The sequence below is a fragment of the Chryseobacterium oranimense genome (genome assembly GCF_900129755.1).
Taxonomy (GTDB): Bacteria; Bacteroidota; Bacteroidia; order Flavobacteriales; family Weeksellaceae; genus Chryseobacterium; species Chryseobacterium oranimense.
The window spans coordinates 160,190-180,922 of the sequence record NZ_FQWT01000009.1 but is presented as its reverse complement, the minus strand read 5'-3'; the positions used below and the strand labels follow the sequence as shown (position 1 = coordinate 180,922).

The 20,733-nt window shown below is 35.1% G+C and carries 18 protein-coding genes; 8 read left to right on the top strand and 10 right to left on the bottom strand.

Annotation, left to right across the window (positions count from 1 at the left end; all coding sequences use genetic code 11):
- Positions 1–813 (top strand): hypothetical protein, encoded by an 813-nt coding sequence (locus BUB03_RS21030; protein WP_073066835.1) that lies wholly within the window; start codon positions 1–3, stop codon positions 811–813.
- Between the two features lie 60 nt (positions 814–873).
- Complete coding sequence (locus tag BUB03_RS21025; RefSeq protein WP_073066832.1) at positions 874–1,143, top strand: hypothetical protein; 270 nt, start codon at positions 874–876, stop codon at positions 1,141–1,143.
- 328 nt (positions 1,144–1,471) lie between these two features.
- Here the strand turns inward: BUB03_RS21025 and BUB03_RS21020 are convergent, their stop codons facing one another.
- The 6 genes from BUB03_RS21020 to BUB03_RS20995 all read right to left on the bottom strand — a co-directional run bounded on the left by BUB03_RS21020 (position 1,472) and on the right by BUB03_RS20995 (position 10,149).
- Positions 1,472–4,774 (bottom strand): sacsin N-terminal ATP-binding-like domain-containing protein, encoded by a 3,303-nt coding sequence (locus tag BUB03_RS21020; RefSeq protein ID WP_073066829.1) that lies wholly within the window; start codon positions 4,772–4,774, stop codon positions 1,472–1,474.
- 28 nt (positions 4,775–4,802) lie between these two features.
- Entirely contained in the window at positions 4,803–6,836 is a 2,034-nt protein-coding gene (locus BUB03_RS21015; RefSeq protein WP_073066828.1) for an ATP-binding protein, read from the bottom strand.
- Positions 6,837–7,052: 216 nt separating this feature from the next.
- A complete protein-coding gene (locus BUB03_RS21010) occupies positions 7,053–7,331 on the bottom strand; it encodes a hypothetical protein (RefSeq protein ID WP_073066825.1) in 279 nt (92 codons plus the stop codon).
- Between the two features lie 4 nt (positions 7,332–7,335).
- Entirely contained in the window at positions 7,336–7,557 is a 222-nt protein-coding gene (locus tag BUB03_RS21005; protein WP_073066822.1) for a hypothetical protein, read from the bottom strand.
- A 317-nt stretch (positions 7,558–7,874) separates the two neighbouring features.
- Complete coding sequence (locus BUB03_RS21000; protein ID WP_073066819.1) at positions 7,875–8,663, bottom strand: helix-turn-helix domain-containing protein; 789 nt, start codon at positions 8,661–8,663, stop codon at positions 7,875–7,877.
- Positions 8,664–8,733: 70 nt separating this feature from the next.
- On the bottom strand, positions 8,734–10,149 hold the full coding sequence (locus BUB03_RS20995) for an aldehyde dehydrogenase family protein (RefSeq protein WP_073066816.1): 1,416 nt from the start codon (positions 10,147–10,149) through the stop codon (positions 8,734–8,736).
- Between the two features lie 354 nt (positions 10,150–10,503).
- Between BUB03_RS20995 and BUB03_RS20990 the strand changes: the two genes are divergently transcribed.
- The 5 genes from BUB03_RS20990 to pyk are packed head-to-tail and all read left to right on the top strand — an operon-like array spanning position 10,504 to position 14,682.
- Entirely contained in the window at positions 10,504–10,743 is a 240-nt protein-coding gene (locus BUB03_RS20990; RefSeq protein WP_002976354.1) for an acyl carrier protein, read from the top strand.
- A gap of 34 nt (positions 10,744–10,777) precedes the next feature.
- Entirely contained in the window at positions 10,778–12,022 is a 1,245-nt protein-coding gene (gene fabF / locus BUB03_RS20985) for a beta-ketoacyl-ACP synthase II (protein WP_040997450.1), read from the top strand.
- 9 nt (positions 12,023–12,031) lie between these two features.
- Entirely contained in the window at positions 12,032–12,793 is a 762-nt protein-coding gene (gene rnc, locus BUB03_RS20980) for a ribonuclease III (RefSeq protein ID WP_040997452.1), read from the top strand.
- Positions 12,771–13,244, top strand: coding sequence for an IPExxxVDY family protein (locus BUB03_RS20975; protein ID WP_040997454.1), 474 nt, complete (start codon positions 12,771–12,773; stop codon positions 13,242–13,244). Before rnc ends, BUB03_RS20975 begins: the two co-directional genes overlap by 23 nt.
- On the top strand, positions 13,237–14,682 hold the full coding sequence (gene pyk / locus BUB03_RS20970) for a pyruvate kinase (protein WP_040997455.1): 1,446 nt from the start codon (positions 13,237–13,239) through the stop codon (positions 14,680–14,682). The genes BUB03_RS20975 and pyk overlap by 8 nt, the downstream gene beginning before the upstream one ends.
- A 139-nt stretch (positions 14,683–14,821) precedes the next feature.
- Here pyk and BUB03_RS20965 read toward each other — a convergent pair whose 3' ends face one another.
- The 4 genes from BUB03_RS20965 to hutI all read right to left on the bottom strand — a co-directional run bounded on the left by BUB03_RS20965 (position 14,822) and on the right by hutI (position 19,494).
- Entirely contained in the window at positions 14,822–16,114 is a 1,293-nt protein-coding gene (locus tag BUB03_RS20965) for an aldehyde dehydrogenase family protein (protein ID WP_073066813.1), read from the bottom strand.
- A 138-nt stretch (positions 16,115–16,252) separates the two neighbouring features.
- Positions 16,253–17,167: a formimidoylglutamase gene (gene hutG, locus BUB03_RS20960; RefSeq protein ID WP_073066810.1), complete on the bottom strand. Its 915-nt coding sequence runs from the start codon at positions 17,165–17,167 to the stop codon at positions 16,253–16,255.
- Between the two features lie 11 nt (positions 17,168–17,178).
- Positions 17,179–18,264, bottom strand: a complete 1,086-nt coding sequence (locus BUB03_RS20955; RefSeq protein WP_228417956.1) for a DUF695 domain-containing protein — start codon at positions 18,262–18,264, stop codon at positions 17,179–17,181.
- A 3-nt stretch (positions 18,265–18,267) separates the two neighbouring features.
- Positions 18,268–19,494 (bottom strand): imidazolonepropionase, encoded by a 1,227-nt coding sequence (hutI, locus tag BUB03_RS20950; RefSeq protein WP_073066805.1) that lies wholly within the window; start codon positions 19,492–19,494, stop codon positions 18,268–18,270.
- 215 nt (positions 19,495–19,709) lie between these two features.
- Between hutI and ruvB the strand changes: the two genes are divergently transcribed.
- Positions 19,710–20,732: a Holliday junction branch migration DNA helicase RuvB gene (gene ruvB, locus BUB03_RS20945; RefSeq protein WP_040997463.1), complete on the top strand. Its 1,023-nt coding sequence runs from the start codon at positions 19,710–19,712 to the stop codon at positions 20,730–20,732.
- Position 20,733 lies beyond the last annotated feature (1 nt).

Here is a 20,733-nt window from a genome sequence, read left to right as displayed (position 1 = left end):
ATGAAATTCATTGAATACCTTGAAAATCTTGAGTTTGAGTCACTCATTTCTACAACTTTTCTGTTACCGTTTTTCGGTCTTATTACAATATTAAAAATTTTATCAGTAATACTTTACTCTTTTGCAATAGAAGATGATGAAGACGAATCACCCAAAGTTACGGTGTTTTCAAACTGGTTTGCTTATTTCATTTTTTCATTCGCAGTCTTGATTATGTATGATTATTTTGACAGGAAGGAAAAATTGGATTTCCGGTTTACTAATAAAATTGTAACCGAACATCATAACCAAACATATTCTGTAAATAATGACAGTGAAAATAATGAAACTTTGGAAGGAATCAATATTGATAATGAAACATTTTCATGGAATGATATTGAGATCACACCGGAAGCAGAAAATCTTGTTAACAATGCAAAACTGACCGAAAAATATGACGGCTTATCCTCCGAAGATCTAATCAAAATAAAGAAAATAATGAGTGATCCCAATCCTGATCCATTCATGCGAAATGGCGAAACATGCAGTATGGGAATTAAAGAATGTAAATGGTGCGGAAAAGAAATTAGTATCGATGGTACAATTAATACATCAAAAGATTTATTAAGGTTAGTTGTAAAACCAAAATCCGACGATCCATTAGAAATACTTGCCGCTGTATATGGTGCATTTACCGTTAGTCCAAAATCTTGCATTGAAAGTTACGAATTAGCTGACAATCATAATCGGAAATACCAATGTATTGTAAACAGAGAGAAGGAATTTTGTTCTTTAAAATGTGAGAAAGAATTTAAAAATAACAGAGGATACTAAGTTTTAAACTTCCATTCATATCGGATACATAAAAATTTATAATAATTAATAACTAAATCAATGAAAATACTGTCTTTAACCGGAATTCTGATCAGCATTTTAGGAATTATTCTCTCGTTTGCTGTAATCGACAATCATATTAATTTTTACAATACACTACATGACGCATTGGGAATATCTTTGGAAGATTTTGAAAGTGACACTTTTAAAAATAAAATTTATAAAACGGCATCCACCTTGGATAGTGGAACAAATATGTGTTTCGTTTTAATGGGACTTTTTACATTTCATCTGTTTGTCTGTACGAAAGTTTACCGTTCTAAAGATTAAAAATAATATTCTTAATCTTTTGGTATTAATTTCGAATTTGCTATTATAAAAGAATATATAAAATTTTAACAATAAGTAACTCAAAAGGAACAAACCCAATTATCCAAACAAAATAGGAATACCTATGTAGATAACAGAGGAACATTGCAAAGACATCAAGTCCTAAAAGTAGTTAATAAAAAGTAAATAAAGCCTGAAATATTTTCAGGCTTTATTCATTATTCCTTCAAAGAATATATACAAAAGCACTGCAATTAAAACTTTTCCAATAGACTATTTATAAAGGAATTATCAATTTGGATATATAGTCAGTTTAAAATTAAACGCCTTATAATAAAACTTTATTTATATCTTTAATCAGTTCGGTAAAACCTGAATCCCCGATTTTATCTAAAACCCATTTATAGTTTAATGAACCCTTAAATTCAGCGTTATCCATTCTAAGATCAACCTTTTCATTTTTGTTTGCTGTTTCTTCAATTGTATTATAGCCATCAACAATATGGATTAAATACTCACCTGGATTTTTAAAATATTTGCAATTTTTCCTTACATATTCTACGTCCATTACATTTTCATTAGCTCTTTCAATAACCACAATCGCAAAATTTTCATTTTTCAATTCCGAGACAGCTCTTTTTGCTTGAGATATTGCAATACTAATTGGATCTGTATTTTGAAATTTACAAGATTTTAATTCTATATAAAATGATTTACCTGTTTCCGGACTAGAAACCCTGATATCATATGAACCTCCACCAGCGTGAACAATTTCTTCCCTATTACTTAAAAAATTAAAATCTTTAAGAGTTTCAACAAATAATTGTTCCACTTTTGATCCTACCTTTAATAAATTACTAAATTCCTTTTTCTTACGGGAGTCTTCTTTTGCATAGTCCATTAAATTTTGTGGCAGCCCATTCGGATAAAAATCTAATAAATCTGCCAGTTGCTCTTTAGAGACTTTAGACTCTTTAATCAACCTTAATGTACCTATTGCTTCTTCATCTTTAATTAAAGTAAGAATTTCATTGGTCATAGAAAATTTGACCCATAAATCATTCTTACGTTGTTTGAAATGTTTCAAATAATTTGAACGACTTTCATTTTGATTACACCATTCAATTAATTTAAAAATAGACTCCTTAAAAGAATTAATGTAACCGATTTCGATAGCTTCTTGTTTCTCTATTTCTATTATTGCTGAATCCACTGACACTGCCAATTCTTCAAAAATTTTAGGTTGGCAATCTATATTAATGCCGTCTAATACTAATATTTTATTCCAATCCTGTGATGTATCTAATTTATTTAAAATTAATATAAGATCATCATCTAATGGAGACTCTTTTGTACCGAAATTTTTTAAGTCATCATAAGCACAAAATTCTTCATATCGATTGGGAACAATATTTCCGAATTGTATATGGTGTGAATAATCCTGTTTTGATAGCAATCTATTTAAATAATTATCAAGCCAAAATACAGCAGTAGGCTTATCAATATTTAATTTTTTAGATAAGCCATAGATATTTACAAGACTTTCAATTTCAGAATTAAAATCTTCTATGTAAATATTTAATGCATTACGGAAGTTAAAATTCGCTGTATTAGATACTTTTCTAACATTTTCTTCAAAACGAAAAAGTTGTTTACCTCTCTGGAAAATTTCGATTCTAAAATTTTCAGTATTTTCCAATGATGTAATATTCCGTAATATATCAATAACTATTTTAAAGTAATTGGGTCGTTTTCTAAAATCATCCTTTTTTATGATTTCATTAATTCTATTCGAGGCCAATAATAAATCTTTTTTTTCAATATTTTGGCCAGGCATTTTAACCTCCCGATGAATTAGCTTGTTTTTCCAATCATCCCCTAAGTCATTTAAAACATTTAAAAATTCATCCGGAATATTAAATTCTTTATCTTCTAAATGTAATGTATCCGGAGTTAATTTTTGAAAACAGTTGTTTTGATTAGGAATAATTGCAAATTCTTTTAAGTAGTCAGTTTCTTTATACTCTATTAAAAAAGCGTATAAGCCGTTTAACCAATCAATTGCTTTTATTTCACCTTGTATTCTGCTAGATAAAGCATCAAGGTTTTTCAATCCTTGTAATTCTTCCAGCAACTCAACAATAGAATACCTAATGTTTCTTCCCCAACTTTTTAGCTCATCTTTGGGGCCTGAAGCTTTAATCCAGTTTATTAAAAGCTCTTTTTTAGGTATTTTATCTCTACCGATGAATGGTGCTACAATATTATAAAATTTCAATCTATCATTCTCATTATCGCCGTAAAACGGTAAGCATGCAAAATCTAATTCTATATTTTGTTTTCCATTTTCAAGAAAGTCGGTTTCTATCAAAGTCTTTTTATTTAGAAAACTACGATAATCTTTTTGTAATGATTCATACCAAAGTTTTGATGCCGATTGCCATTTTTCATCAGGCAATCTCGACATAGCACAGACATATAGATTTTGAGCGCCAATATGCAAAAGATAATTAGTAAATACTTTAGCAGCCTCAAAGGCTGATTCTACTAACCTTCTGTTATCAAGGTGATCAGCAGCACTTTCGCTATGTATTGGAATTCCACTACGTTCTTCGGTAGGATGTAGTTTATTCCCATTGAACACAAAAGGAAAATAAAATTTATCCGAACCTATTAACGGAAAATCCCGATACAAATTTGGCGTTTTTCCAAAATGTTCTATTAGTTTTAGGTTCTCAAAATCATTCACCTCCACAGATAATGAAAGTTCTGCTGTGTAATATGTAATGAAATAGCGAGATTTACCATTACTTACTTTAATCTGAATTTTCCTTATCTGTCCGTCATCATAAATATCTTCACTTTTATAAGTACTTATTGTATTTTGTATTTGGTCAATAATTTTTACTTGCTTTATTTTAGAAACATTAACCAATGTAAGAGGCAACGTGTTCTCCACATCTGCAATCCCGTCTTTAGCCGCATCTTTCTTTTCATCATTTGTTAAGATATAGCTGAAAGAAGTATGATAATGTTCTTCTTCTCTGTCATTTTCATAGTTTTCTATAGTTCTAAAAGAAGAGTCTGTATCTATCTTTCTTACTTTCTCTAAAGCATCTTCAATTTTAGGTAGTAATTCTTCAGATGTTCTGCCACTTCTATCTAAAACAACTTCAAACTCTTTATGAGTATTTTTATGATAAACAATTCCATTTACTGTTATAACGTCAGACAGAAGATGTGTTGCAATAAAACCTGTACCGAATTTACCCGTCACCTCCTCATCTGTATTGTTTGAATCTTTCGAACTTACTTGCTGAATTAATCCAGTTACATTAGCCATTTTAAAAGGATCTCCATTATGTCTGAAAACCAATTGATCATTAAACAATTCAATTTCAACAGAAACTTTTCCAAATTTATTTTTTACATCTTTAGCATTCTGCATCAATTCCCATATCCAACGTTTGGCTGATTGTGAAGGATCATTTAATATTTTACTGAGTTTTTCTTTAATTTTATCAGCAGTGAGTTTGTAATTATTTTTTCTGATAATTGCATCAACATCATCCTCATCAACTTTCTCTATTGGTAAATTTTGTTGTTTGTTAATGTTTTCATTAAAATTCATGGTTAGTTTAGTTTTTATGATTAATTCATTAAATTCCTAATTTATGGAATAAGACCTTATTCCTTTTTTTAGCATTTGATAAAACTTGATTAAAAGGCAAAATTTCTATCGTACATTTTAATGTTTTATTGTAACCGTACCATCCAAGTCCATCGAAAGTCTTTTCCAACTGAGCATTTTCAGCATATTCATCTATTTTTTCATTTCTATCACAAACCAAATAGCAATAAAATCTAGTGTGGTCACCTATATCATAGGTTCTTCCATCATTAGTTAGCTTTTTGCCTTTTCTAATTTTTCTAACATAATCGTACAACTGAACAATTGGATTATCATCAGTTTCATTATATCCTTTTCGCATTGGCCGTTTAAATTCGACTAAAACAATAGAGTTAAAAGGTGCTTCATCTCCTTCAACATAAGAAATTGGATTGTTAAATATCATTAAATCGGGACGGTCGGAACTGTCATACTCAAACCCATCAATCGTATTTAATGGTTTATCTGAAGATAGGTAGTGGTGAAAACTTAGTCGCTCGTCAATAATCCAAAGGTTCTGATTATTAAAATCAATTTGATTAGAATCTGTTTTTGTAGGATAAATAATACTGTGAACTGTATCCTCCAGTTCATATTTACCGCTTTGGTTTAAGGCAAGAGATTTTTCGAAAAGTTGTATAATATATTTCCGATGAACTACATATTGAGCAAGTTTCGACTTATTGATATCAGAAAGTTCTTCAAATAATTTTGAATACTTTTCTTTTAATTCATCAGCACTTTCCTCGTCGTTATTATTTAGAACCTCAATCGTTTCTTTTCGGGATTCAAACTCGATATCCTGTAATTTTTTATACAATTTAAGATCTAAATCTTGATCGGAAGTATTTTCAGCTACTGCAATATCTTCGAAAGAATGATTGTACTTATTTAAAATCCTGTATTGAGGTGCTTTTTCTGCAATAAATGCAGAAATACGATTTAACTTCTTTATTTTGAAATTTTCAACTTCTTCTGAAAAATAATTTTTTATTATTGGGCTAAGTGACTCATAAAGCTCTGACTCACTTATCAGTTCTGAATCAAAAATTCCATCTTTACTAAAACGTATTTCTGTCCTTTCGTCATTTTTATTTTCATCAAAATAAACACCTTCAATATAGCAAACGATTAAATATTGACGTCCGGAATCTACATCCTCAATTTTAGTATTAATGTCAGGAAAAACTTTACTTACATTAAAAGAGTTAACCTCCCTATTGTCAGCACACATTGATATTTTATGGGTGGTAAATTGCTCGTGTTCAAACCATTTTAATAAAGTAATGTTAAATGGAAATTTCCCAACCGAAAATTTATCCTTAAAAGTATTTCCTGAAGTAAGTTCAATAAAATATTGATTTAAGTCTATAAGAGATTCGTCGTCTTTTAAAATAATTTCAGGACAGTCCACATTTAAAAAATAGATTAAACAATGTTCTACAATTCGATCTGCAATTGTTTTTATTCTTTTGGGACATTTAGTCTTGTAAGGGTCTTTATAACCTATTAATTTCACGGTGGTTTTTCTACTTTCAATATTTTCAACTGTAGAATATTGATGCTTATCAATTCCATCTTCTGTTTTTAAATTAAAGAAAAAAGACCTTTTTACAGGTTTTTTTTCTTCATAAAAAAAACTTTCAACTTTTACATCTGTAAAAGCTTTCAGCCACATAAAACGTCCAATTCCTAACCCGCCTCTATTAGCCTTATAAGTAGAATATTCTCTTTTAAAAGACTTGTAATTTTCCTCTGTAAAACCAATTCCATTATCCTCGATTGTAAAACCAATAATTTCTGCACTGCGTTTTATTTCTTCTTCAAAACTAATAGAAGACTGAGGGGTCCGTTGTATTGTAATTTCAATTTTACCGTTAGGCACTTTGGTATCTTCAATAGCGTGAATAGAATTTACTATGGCTTCAAAAACAGGAAGCAACATATTTCTTTCGGCTAATTGTAAACGTTTTACTCGACCTTTCAGGTCTATTCCTATCTGTTCTTTTGGAGTTGTTGCCATAGTTTGCAATTTAAAAATGTTTATTAAATAATCATTTTAAGATATGAGAATGACATTTTATATTATATCGGTTTTTAATTTATTAAATCTGATTATATAATTATTCTATTTAGAATGAAATTTCAAAATGACAGATTACTATTTAGTCAAACTCTATTAATATTTAGAATCGCGGTTTTATAAAAATGTCTATTGGGATAGTTATAAAATTCTTTATTATTGAATATTGTGATAACGAATTTGAAATTGATTAGATGGAGAATAATCCTTACATAGCTCGTCATAATATTCCGAAAAGTCATTTGATATCTTTAAGATAAATTCTCTAGCCTCAATTGCACCAGCTGGTGCAATTATTACAGCTTTAGTAATCCAAAATCTGTCAAAAACTCTTACGGTATAAAATCTTGCATGATGATTATAGGTAAAGTTATTTGCCCTATAATCGATTGCGTCTTGATAAGAATCGAAAATTGGTATTTTTTTTTCTTCCATTGTGCTATTTATTAGATGCGTCAGTAATAAGTTGCTCAATTTCTGCAATAGATGACTTTGTCACCATTTCAGTTCCACAGCTTAGAAAGACACGAGATAAAATGACATTTAAATTTTGTTCCATTGGAGTTTCTGGCTTATTCGGTGTATAAATGTGTGTAATTTGGCTTATGTTTACTTTGTAAACCACACCATTCCAGCCCTTAACTTCAATAAAGTTTTTCATGTTTTAAAGTTTTTATCAAATATAGAAAAAAGGATGCGAGAATAATATGGGATTCCATACAAACATCATTTCAATATCTTACTCTAAGGTAATCTTTCTTTAAACATTCAAGAAATACAATATTTCTTCATATAAAAAACTTATTACTTTAAAGTTATGAATACGAATTTATACAATGTACTATATTCAATTAAATGTGGTAGCAAACGTGGTAGCAAAGTTTACAAGTAAACTCAAGGTTCTGATAATCTGATTAGATTCTATATCCTCCAACTCCACAAAAATAAACCGTCCCATAAATCGTGACGGTTTATTTTTTATAACCGACTTGGCGGCAAACCATAATATTTTTTAAAGGCAAATGAAAAATGAGACAGATCTTCAAAGCCAAGGTCAAGATAAATATCAGAAGCTTTATTTCCTTTTTCTAAAAGATAGCGGGCTTCCTGAAGTCTTTTTTCAAGCAGCCATTTTCTGGGAGCCGTTCCGAATATTCTCTCAAAATCACGCTTAAAAGTGGCTAGGCTTCTCCCCGTGAGATAAGCAAAACGGTCCAGCTTTACATTAAAATGATAATTCCTGAGCATAAATTTTTCAAGATCAATTTTGTAAGGATCGGAAATATCATAGAGAATATTTTTCAATGATGGATCGTGCTTAAATAAAAGAATTAAAGCCTCTTTTTGTTTTAACAAGGCCAGTTCAGGTGATCTATTTTCCAGCAGATCCTGATATTGCAGCAAAGATTCCATGAAATACTTTAGGTGATGAGCTGTAGTTAATTCAATAAAGGCAGGTGCTTTCACCCTATCCTGAAGAATAAAATGCTCTTTTTCACTCAATTGTTCAAGCATTTTATCATCAAATCTCATGGATAAGGATTTAAATTCAGATTCTTCACCAGGATTTTTCAGAAATTTCAATAACTGATTTTTCCTCACAAGATAAATATCACCGCTGCGAAACACTTGCCGGTGAGTTCCGTCATTAAGTTCCATTTCTCCTGAAATCACTATACATAATGAATTGTAGGAAGAAAACTGCTCACCTTCACGAAACACTGTAAAATAACAAGAGTAATTGATGTAATTTATACTTTCGGACATTTTGATTAAAGTTAAAGTCAAGCTAAAAGCTTTTAACTTGACTGTTTAATATAATATTTTTTATGCTTTCTCAAATCAAAATTGATTTTGGCTCCAAATATTCTTCCAGGCCATATGTTCCAAACTCCCTTCCAATACCGGATTGCTTAAATCCACCAAACGGCGCCAGCGGATCGTGTTTGAATCCATTAATACAAACTCTTCCCGCTTCAATTCTGGAAGCTACTTTCAAAGCTCTATGCTCATCCGAAGAAGTTACATAAGCAGCCAGTCCATATTGAGTGTCATTGGCAATAGCAATAGCATCTTCTTCATCCTGATAAGAAATAATGGACAGTACGGGTCCGAAAATCTCTTCCTGTGCAATCCGCATATTATTTCGGACATTGGTAAAAATAGTGGCCTTAACATAATTTCCATCTTCAAGTCCTTCAGGCTTTCCCTTTCCACCCACTAATAATTCTGCACCCTCATCCAATCCTAACTGGATATAATGCTGCACCCTCTCATATTGTTTTTCAGAAACCATAGGACCTACATTCGTATTTTCATTAACAGGATCACCTACAACAACCTGAAGAGCGGCCTCTTTTGCCAACTGATTAGTCTCTGCCAGTCTCGATTGGGGCACCAACAAACGTGTTGGGGCAATGCAAGCTTGTCCGCTGTTCATATAAGCACCAAAAACAGCCTGGCGAATGGCTTGTGTAAAATCAGCATCATCAAGAATAATATTTGGTGATTTTCCACCAAGTTCCAATGTCACTCTTTTCATACTGTCCACAGCCCCTTTCGCAATCATCTTTCCCGTTTGGGTAGAGCCTGTGAAAGATATCTTAGCAACATCCGGATGATTTACAATTTCACTTCCTACTACACTTCCAAGCCCGTTGACCACATTGAAGATCCCATCCGCAAGTCCTGCCTCGTGGAAACACTCTATAATAAGTTGTGTCTGAAGCGCACTCATTTCGCTTGGTTTTACTACTACCGTACAGCCTGCAGCCACCGCTGTCGCAAATTTATTGCAAATAAAACTGTTACTGGAATTCCATGGTGTAATAATGCCCACAACCCCTACAGGAACCATCTGAACAAGAGTATTCCCTGCTTTTCTCTCAAATTCGAATTGATGCAATGTTTCTATCATATGCTCAAAAGAGCCAACCATATTCTGAAAACTCATTGTACAGAACTGTCGGGTTCCGCCATATTCCAGGATCATGGTTTCAATAAGTTGCTTTTCTTTGCTTTCTACAGATCTCTTTAATTTTTCAAGGATTTCAATACGCTGTTGTATACTCGTTTTAGAAAATGTTTTAAAAGCAGTTTTGGCAGCAACAATAGCTTTTATTGCGTCACTTTCGTCACCAAGAACCACTTCTCCAATTTTCTCATGATTAACAGGACTAATAAGATTGAATACTTCTGTGCCGTGTAATTCGGCAAACCCTCCATTAATGTAGGCTTTATCTATGCGTCTCATATTGTTTGTTTTAATTGTGACAAAGTTCCCACAATTTCAAAGGAATTGTTTTGTTGTATAGCTCAATTAAACTTTGTTAGAAAGCTCAGGCATTTATATTTTTTTCTATACATTATTGATTAAACATCTAAATCGATCTTTCATCATATATATATATGTCAGACATAAATGACTTTTTCAGAATGATCTTTTTGAATATGATTTACACCCAAACATAAACACCTGAAAACGAAAACACTAAAACTCCATGCTATAAAATAAGTATAGTCTACCCACAAAAAAGACTAAAAAAATGTTTTATCGTGAAGAATTTTATATATTTGCACCATCTAACAATTAAAAAAATAATTTACTATGTCAGACATTGCATCAAGAGTAAAAGCTATCATCGCTGATAAGCTTGACGTTGAAGAAACAGAAGTAACTCCTGAAGCTAGCTTCACAAACGATTTAGGAGCTGACTCATTGGATACAGTTGAGTTAATCATGGAATTCGAAAAAGAATTCAATATTCAAATCCCTGATGATCAGGCTGAAAAAATTACTACTGTAGGACACGCTATCGCTTACATCGAAGAAGTAGTAAATAAATAATATTCTTCAACAAAAAAGAAAATTTTAAAAGTTTATGGAATTAAAAAGAGTAGTTGTAACCGGTTTTGGCGCAATAACACCGATTGGAAATAATGCAAAAGAATACTGGGAAAATCTTCTTAAAGGTGAGAGCGGTGCTGCTCCGATTACTCTTTTTGATGCCACAAACTTTAAAACTAAATTCGCTTGTGAAGTGAAAGGTTTCGATCCGTTGCAGCATTTCGATAAGAAAGAGGCAAAAAAAATGGACCGAAATACTCAACTTGGGCTGGTAGCCGCAAGAGAAGCGGTAGCACACTCCAGAATTATGGAAGACAATGTTGATAAAAACAGAGTCGGGGTAATCTGGGGTTCAGGAATCGGAGGTCTGGAGACTTTCGAAACTGAGGTTTTAGGATGGGCAAACACGGAAATTCCAAGATTCAACCCATTCTTTATTCCTAAAATGATCGCGGATATCACTCCTGGACATATCTCAATTGAGTATGGCTTTCACGGGCCGAACTATACTACGGTATCTGCCTGTGCATCTTCAGCCAACGCTTTGATTGACTCCAAGATGATCATCCAGCTTGGAAAAGCAGACGTTATTGTATGCGGAGGCTCTGAAGCTGCCGTAACAGCAAGTGGTGTCGGTGGATTCAATGCGATGATGGCACTTTCTACAAGAAATGACGATCCTAAAACAGCTTCAAGACCTTTTGATAAAGACAGAGATGGCTTTGTATTAGGTGAAGGTGCAGGATGTATCATTCTTGAAGAATATGAGCACGCCGTAAAACGTGGTGCAACAATCTATGCAGAATTACAAGGTGGTGGTATGAGTGCAGACGCACATCACATGACTGCCCCGCATCCTGAAGGATTAGGCGCTTATCTGGTAATGAAAAACTGTCTGGAAGATGCAGGCTTAACTGCTGATGAAGTAGACCATATCAACATGCATGGTACCTCTACTCCATTAGGAGATATTGCAGAATCCAACGCAATTTCAAAGTTATTGGGCGAGCACGCTTATGATATTCAGATTAATTCTACAAAATCAATGACCGGTCACCTTCTGGGAGCTGCCGGAGTTATTGAAGCTATCGCTGCATTGGGAACTATTATTCATGGTATGGTTCCGCCTACCATCAACCATTTTACTGATGATGAAAATATTGACAGCAGACTGAATTTCACATTCAACACCGCTGTTAAGAAAGATGTAAAAGTAGCCATGAGCAATACTTTTGGATTTGGCGGGCACAACGCTTGCGTTCTATTTAAGAAAATCTAAATTCAATGAATGGAGTTACAGAAATACTTTTCTAAATTCCTTCTCAGACAAAGAAAAAGAAAATTAACGGAGAGAGACTATTTCCTCAGTACCGAACTGAAAAAAATGTTGGGCGCAGAGGTTCAGAATATTGCTCTTTACCGTGAAGCTTTCTCTTTAAAAAGCTCTTCTAAAAATCAAGACAGCAATTACGAAAGACTTGAATTTTTGGGAGATTCTGTTTTGGGTACAATTATTTCCTGTCATCTGTTCCAGACCTATCCTCAGGCCAATGAAGGATATCTGACCCAGATGAAATCTAAAATTGTTAATAGGAAGAACCTTAATAAATTAGGTGAAGACCTGAAGCTGATCGATCTTTTGCAGAAACAGGGATCCGCAGCATTGGGTGAAAACATTTCCGGAAATTTATTTGAGGCACTTATTGGTGCCGTTTATCTGGACTTCCATTATGATGCCTGTAAAAGGATTATTCTGGAAAGATTGCTGACGCCTACAGAAATTAACAAGCTTGAAAATAAAATTGTAAGCTACAAAGGTCTTCTGCTTGAATGGAGCCAGAAGAAAAAAGTAAATATAAAATACGAGACCTGTGAAGAGGTCCAGGGCAATAAAGCAGTTGTATTCAGGTGCCATGTCTGGCTGGGAGAAGAAAAGATCGCCAATGCGACGGAAACTTCCAAAAAGAAAGCAGAGGAAAAAGCAGCACAAAGAGCATTTTATATTTTAAACAAAAAAGAAAACATACTTGGAAATTCAAAAACTTTATGATCTTGATGATATAGAATTTGAAGATATTACCATAGGATTGGTAAGATTAGCAAAAGATATACCTGCCCATGAGTTTTTCTACAAAATAAATCAAATCAACGGCCTTACCTTTTCAAGAAAGAAAGACATGATGATTCATGGGGCTTATTATGATTATTTTTTTCCGAGATTTGAAGCTTATGACAAGTTTACAAAGACATGTTTTACATTCATTTCGAACCGGTCTTCGGAAAGTAAGCAAAAAAAACTGCAGACCGAGCTCTTCACAGAAGAAGAAAACATTAAATTTTTATTAAATAATCAGGTAGATGTGGAATATATTCTTCATACTTCGGAACAAATTCCTGATTTTTCCGTAATTTTGCTCCCTGAAAATCTTGTATTTCCGATACAAGATTATACATTAGGTTCTGAGGAAGAACTTTATCAAATTATCCAGTATTATGAATAAGTATTTAAAGAAGACAAAAATCATCGCAACACTAGGGCCAGCTTCATCGTCGAAGGAGGTAATGTTAGGACTCATGAAAGCAGGTGTTGATATTTTCAGAATAAATTTTTCACATGCAGATTACGAATTAGTTCGAAGTAATATAGAAATTATCAGAGAGCTTAATCAGGAATACGGTTTTTCTGTAGGTATCCTGGGAGACCTTCAGGGCCCGAAACTGAGAGTAGGTGTCGTAAAGGAAGGTTCTTACCTGAATCCTGGTGATATCCTTACCTTTACCAATGAGAAAATGGAGGGAGATTCTACCAAGGTTTACATGACGTACCAGCAGTTCCCTCAGGACGTAAAAGTTGGGGAAAAAATCCTTATTGATGACGGAAAACTAATGTTGGAGGTTATTGAAACCAACGAAATAGACACCGTAAAAGCAAAAACTATTCAAGGGGGACCTCTAAGCTCTAAAAAAGGGGTAAATCTTCCGAATACCAATGTATCTCTTCCTGCCCTTACGGAAAAAGATGTTCAGGATGCCAATTTCATGCTTGACATGGAGGTTGATTGGATTGCCCTTTCTTTCGTTCGTCACGCACAGGATATTATTGACCTTAAAAAGCTGATCGACAGCCATCCGAACGGAAAGTTCAAAACTCCTATTATTGCTAAGATCGAAAAGCCGGAAGGTGTTAAAAATATTGACGAAATCTTATTGGAATGTGACGGACTTATGGTTGCCCGTGGTGACCTTGGTGTGGAAGTTCCGATGGAGGAAGTTCCTGCTATCCAGAAAAACCTGGTAGAAAAGGCAAGATTCTATTCCAAGCCGGTGATTATTGCCACGCAGATGATGGAAACAATGATCAACAGCCTTACGCCAACCAGAGCGGAAGTAAATGACGTTGCCAACTCTGTACTGGACGGTGCGGATGCCGTAATGCTTTCGGGAGAAACTTCTGTGGGAAGATATCCGGTTCAGGTAGTGGAAAACATGGCCAAAATTGTCCAGAATATCGAAAAAACTCATTTTTACCAGCACAAAAATGAGCCTATTGAAAAAGATTATAACTGCATCGATGAAAGGTTCATTACAAACAGGGTTTGTCTTGCAGCTGTAAGAATTGCTAAAACAACAAATGTTTCCGCAATCGTTACTTTAACCCATTCAGGATATACTGCGTTCCAGCTTGCTGCTCACAGACCGAATTCCCATATCATCGTTTACAGTGGAAACAGAAGAGTGATCACCATGCTGAACCTTCTTTGGGGAGTTCATGCCTATTATTACGACATGAAAAAATCTACCGACGAAACTATTATCCAGGTAAATATGCTGACTCACAACCACGGTTATATTGAAAGCGGTGATTTTGTCATCAATATCAATGCGACGCCGTCTTATGAAGGCGGAAAAACGAATACGCTGAGACTGACGACTGTTTAATAAGCAATAAGCAATAAGCAATAAGCAATAAGCAATAAGCAATAAGCAAAATTACTTTTTGACAATCATACAAAAAACTCCCGGAAATAGATTTTTCCGGGAGTTTTTTTATTTAATGATTATATTTTTACATGGTAAATTAATTTCCCACGATTGTTCTTGCTGTCACAAACTCTTTTAAAGCCAATAAAGAAAGCTCCGTTCCATATCCTGAAGCTTTGCTTCCACCGAATGGAAAACGTGGATCAGAACTTGTCATTCTGTTGATATTTACCGTCCCCGATTCCAGGTTTTCGATAAAGAATAACTGACGCTCTGTTTTTTTCGTCCAAACGGAATTGGAAAGTCCGAAAGGAATATCGTTCGCCATTTGTAAAGCTTCTTCATCACTTTTAGCAGTCATGATCATTCCAAGAGGTCCGAAAAGTTCTTCTTTTAAGATAGGATTTCCTTCCTGAACGCGGATTAAACCGGGCTTAAATTCATTCTCAGAAATTCTTTCCAGAGGAATGATGATCTCAGCACCATTTTCCAGCGCCCTGTTGAACTGAGCTTCCAGCTCATCCGCCAGGTCAGGTCTTGCCATTCCTGCTAATTTGGTTTCCTTGTTTAAAGGATCTCCAATTTCATAGGTCTTATATTCTTCAATGAATTTAGGTAAAAATTCATCTTCAATTTTTTCATCAATAATAAACCTTTTGGCCGCAGTGCAGGTTTGTCCGCAATTCTGAAGTCTGGATTTCGCTCCTGCTTTTGCCGCTTCATCCAGATCCGCATCATCGAAAATAATGAAGGCATCACTTCCCCCTAATTCCAATAAAGATTTTTTGATATTTAAACCTGCGATTGAAGCCACTTCTCCACCTGCTTTTCCACTACCGGTAAGGCTTACCCCTTTCACAGCATCGTGCTCAAGAATTTCCTTTACCACTGTATGCCCCACTTCCAGACTCTGGAAAACACCCTCAGGAAAACCGGCCTCTAAAAGAACATCTTCAATGGCATTTCCACTTCCGAAACAAATGGAAGCATGTTTCAACACTACTGTATTTCCAGCCAAAATCGCCGGAACAGCAAATCTCAACACCTGCCAGAATGGAAAATTCCATGGCATTACGCCTAAAATTACACCTTTCGGAACATAATGAACTTCAGAATAAGAAAATTCAGACTGAACTTTTTCGGGTTTTAAAATATTTTCAGCATCTGCATAATAATTCATCATTAAAGCACATTTTTCAACCTCAGCAATCGACTCCGAAATAGGTTTATTCATTTCCGTCGTAATGATCCTGCCGAACTTTTCCGAATTGTTCTTTAAAATTTCTGCCGCTTTTGCAATCAGCTTCTGTCTTTCTTCAAACGGCACTTTTCTCCACTCTGAAAATGTCTTATCTGCTTTAATAAGCTTATTTTCAATTAACTGTTCCATAATATAATTTCTGTTTTAAATTCACAAAATGAATTTATGAATGCTTCTACTCTAAAAGCACGGTGAAAGTAACAAATTTTATTCCTTAAGGCTAATTAAAGCAATGATTTTTCTCTATTGAAATAATATAATTTCTTCTTAAATCATAAACCACTCGTTCACAAGACATGCCGCAAGCCGCGCTGTTCTGTCCTGAATATCCAGGGAAGGATTGACTTCTGCAGCATCGAGGGCGATCAGCTTTTTACTTTTTAAAATATGCCTGTAAAAATGCATAAAAGGGGTATCCGCAAAAATCCCGTTATATGCTGAAGCTGAAACTCCAGGGGCAATAGAGGCATTAAAAACATCCATACAAATGGTAAGATAAAGAACATCTACATTGTTCATCAATTCATCAATCCGCTGATAGATGGAAGGAAGATTTTCAAAAAACAATTCATCTGCCAGGATATATTTCATCCCGTACTGATGCGCAGTATCAAATAGTTTCAGGGTATTGGAGTTTCTCTGGATTCCGATATGCAGTGAATTGATCTGTCCTTCCTGTGCAATCTGCCAGAAACCTGTTCCTGAGCTGGCTCCTACTCCTTCTTCAGGCTTTCTGTTATCGAAATGGGCATCTATATTGATAATTCCAATTTTCTGCTCGGGAAAAGCAGTTTTTACCCCCAGGTAATGAGCATAAGTCACTTCATGACCTCCGCCTAACACAAGCGATCTTCCTCCTTTCAACAAGACTTTTGAAACATTTTTCGCGAGACTGTTCTGAGTACTTTCCAAGTCACCGTCTTCACAGGTGATATTTCCGAAATCCAGAAGGGAAAAATCCGGGCGGATTACCGGGAAATTGGACATATTTTTTCTGATCACATCAGGAGCATCTTTAGCACCCTGACGTCCTTTATTTCGTCTCACTCCTTCATCAACGGCAAAACCATGCAGTACAAAATCATCTGCTTTAATATGGTCGTAGTTACGTTCCTCTTTTACTCTTTGAAATATCCTGTGGAAAAGGAGCTCTTCTCCGTCTAATCTTCCTTGCCAAATCATACATCGATTTTTTAATTTACATTATAGCGTTCAAAACTCTGCCAGTATTTATCTTTATAAATTTCGAGTGAAATTTTATATTCTTTGTTTTCTTTTATAAGGCGGTCCAAAACCTTGGAAGCCTGCCTGAAATCATTGCTTGCAAAATAAATGCTTTTTGAACTGTCTGCTGTTTCTCTTCCGATGTACAAATGACCATCTTCAGAACCAAGAAGTTCTACAGCCTTATCTTCAATAAGATTCATTGCATTGTAATCTTTTTCCTGAGGAAGTCCTTCATGATTTCCTTGGTAATGAATTTTCAAAAGTGAAATCCATGGATATGATGCTTTTGCACTGTATTTTAACAGGGATATATTGATTACTCCCATAAGCGGCATTCCGTTGTTCAGCGTACCTTCAAAAAGAGAAAACTGATCATCAGCGGCTAAAATCCCAACATCTTTATATTTCTCTGTAAACTCTCTTTCACGCCAAAGAAGGAATTCTTTTAATTTTTCTATCGGCACCAGATCTTTCTGTGCTTCGTTTTTACCTATGATACTGAAGGTGTCGATCTGAGTGGCAAAATTCAGTTCTCCCAGGAAATTATCCAGGAAAATACAGATTCCTGTTGTAACTGAGTTTTTATTTTCTTCAGTGAAATCATCATAAACAAACGTAAGGTCAATTTCATCCGGGTAGCCTTCTATTTCATTGGAATAAAAACAGATATTATCTTTCGTGAATTCAAAGCCATTTAACCTGACTTTTACACTTTCTACATCTGTTTCAGGCTTAAGGGCGGTAAATTTCCAGTGATCCAACTCCGGAGCGGCAGCAATCAGCTCTTCTGCAAATGCTATTTTCCTGATGTCTCCTTCTACCGTAACGATAAGTTCTGCTGTATTTTCATCACACATTCCGGACAGGAAATAATAGCCATTGTTTATTTTGGCAAGTTCAGGGGCAAGGACATCAAAAAATTGCTGTTCTATGTTTACCCTGCTTTTAACAACTTCAAAAAATACTTTTTCATGTGTTAAAAACCAATCCCAAAAGGCCTTATATCTGTCCTTTTCCATCATGCTTTTCCTTAACGTTTTATCCGAATTCACATTTTAATGGATCAGGTTTCCATCAATATATACGTTCTCTGCATTCAGGCTTCCCTGATTGTAAAGGACATTCTGAAAATTATCGGTTTTAAAGGTTACAAAATCCGCTTTTTTACCGGGTTCCAGCTTTCCGATATTTTCAAGACTTAATGCGTAAGCAGCACGGAATGTCATTCCGGCTAATACCTCAGCTGTGGTCAGTTTTTCAAAAGTTGCCAGAATAGAGGCCTGTGTAATTAAATTACCCATCGGTGCTGAACCTGGATTCCAGTCACTGGCAATAGCTACAATAGCTCCGGCATCGAGTAATTTTCTGGCTGGAGTGAATTTTTCGCCGAGTCCTAAGCTTGCCCCCGGAAGAGCAGTAGCCACCGTATCTGATTTCGCAAGAAATTCAATATCTTCATCAATAGTTGCTTCCAGATGGTCTGCAGATTTTGCTCCCACTTCTACTGCAATTCTTGAACTGCCCGGTGTAAACTGGTCTGCATGAACAGTAATATCAAAACCTAAATCTTTAGTTTTAAGGAGAAACTCTTTACTTTCTTCCGGCTGGAATGCAGATTTTTCAATAAATATATCTACACGTTGAGCAAGATTTTCGTCTTTTACTTTAGGTAAAATTTCGGTAAGAATATACTCCAGGTATTCCTGATTGCCTCCTTCAAAATCTCTTGGTTTCAGGTGTGCAGAAAGGCATGTAGGAACAAGCTTAGCCGGTGTCTGAGATTGTGCCTTTTTGATTATTCTAAGCATTTTAAGCTCGTTTTCCACATCCAGACCGTAACCACTTTTTATTTCAATGGTTGTAATTCCCAAAGAAATCAGGAATTGGATCCTCTCCAGTAAAGTCTTTAATAGTTCCTCTTCTGAGGCATTTCTCGTATGCTGCACTGAGCTCCAGATTCCGCCTCCGCTTTCTGCTATTTCAAGGTATGTTTTCCCTGCATTCCGCATTGCAAAATCATTAGCACGGTTTCCTCCAAAGCAGATATGGGTGTGGGAATCCACAAATCCGGGAAGGGCAATCTGATCTCCTTCTACGATTACTGTTTCAGCATCCGGATTGTCATTCTTTAATATCTCAAAGTCTCCAACATTATTAATCAAGCCATTATCTATTAAAATTCCACCATTTAATATGATATCAATCTGGTCATCGGATATTTTTCCTCTTAACGGAAGATCTGCCAACGTTACGATCTGCTTGAAAGGGCCTATCAATTTCATTTATCTAAGATTAAAGCTAAAGCTTGTTAATAATTAATTTTTCCTCTCAAAAATACTTAAAATATCTCAATTCTTTAAATCTAAATTGCGGTTCATCCTTACCTGACTCTCTGCTTCAGCCTTAGTATCTTCCTTTTTTTAAACCCTGAAATTTCTCAGCCTAAACCTCAACCTTAGTCTAAATTTGTTATCTTTGAGGTAAATGAAATGAATTAATGCCAGATTTTTTACATCCAGATAAGGAAAACTACTCGCATGAAGAGCTTATGCAGGAGGAGCAGATCCGGCCCCAGAGTTTTAAGGACTTTGCGGGGCAGAGAAAAACTTTGGAAAACCTTGAAGTTTTTGTCAGTGCTGCCAAAAAGCGTGGTGGTGCCCTCGATCATGTTCTTCTGCACGGTCCACCGGGTCTGGGTAAAACCACTTTGGCCAATATTATCGCCAATGAACTTGGGGTAAACTGCAAGATCACTTCCGGTCCTGTTCTGGATAAACCGGGAAGCTTAGCCGGGTTACTGACAAATCTGGAAGAAAATGATGTTCTTTTTATTGATGAGATCCACCGTCTGTCTCCCGTCGTGGAGGAATACCTGTATTCTGCCATGGAAGACTATAAGATAGATATTATGCTGGAAACCGGCCCGAATGCCAGAAGTGTACAGATCGGACTGAATCCTTTTACCCTGGTAGGTGCCACTACAAGAAGCGGAATGCTGACGAAGCCGATGCTGGCCAGATTTGGAATCCAGAGCAGGCTTGAATATTATTCAGTTGAACTTTTATCGATGATTATCCAGAGAAGCTCAAGGGTCTTGGGAAGTAAGATTTATGAGGATGCAGCCATAGAGATCGCCAGAAGAAGCCGTGGAACTCCGAGAATTGCCAATGCTTTATTAAGAAGGGTGCGTGATTTTGCAGAGATCAAAGGAAACGGAGAAATTGAGATCAATATTACAAAATATGCTTTGAACTCCCTTAATGTGGATGAGTTTGGCCTGGATGAAATGGATAATAAGATCATGCGTGTCATGATTGAAAATTTTAAAGGAAAACCTGTCGGAATTTCTGCTCTGGCTACTTCAATTGCCGAGAATCCGGAAACACTGGAGGAAGTGTATGAACCGTTCCTGATTCAGGAAGGATTTATCATCAGAACGCCACGAGGAAGAGAAGTGACCGATAAAGCTTATCAGCATTTAAAAATATCCCGTCCGAAAAACCCGGGAGAGTTATTTTAAG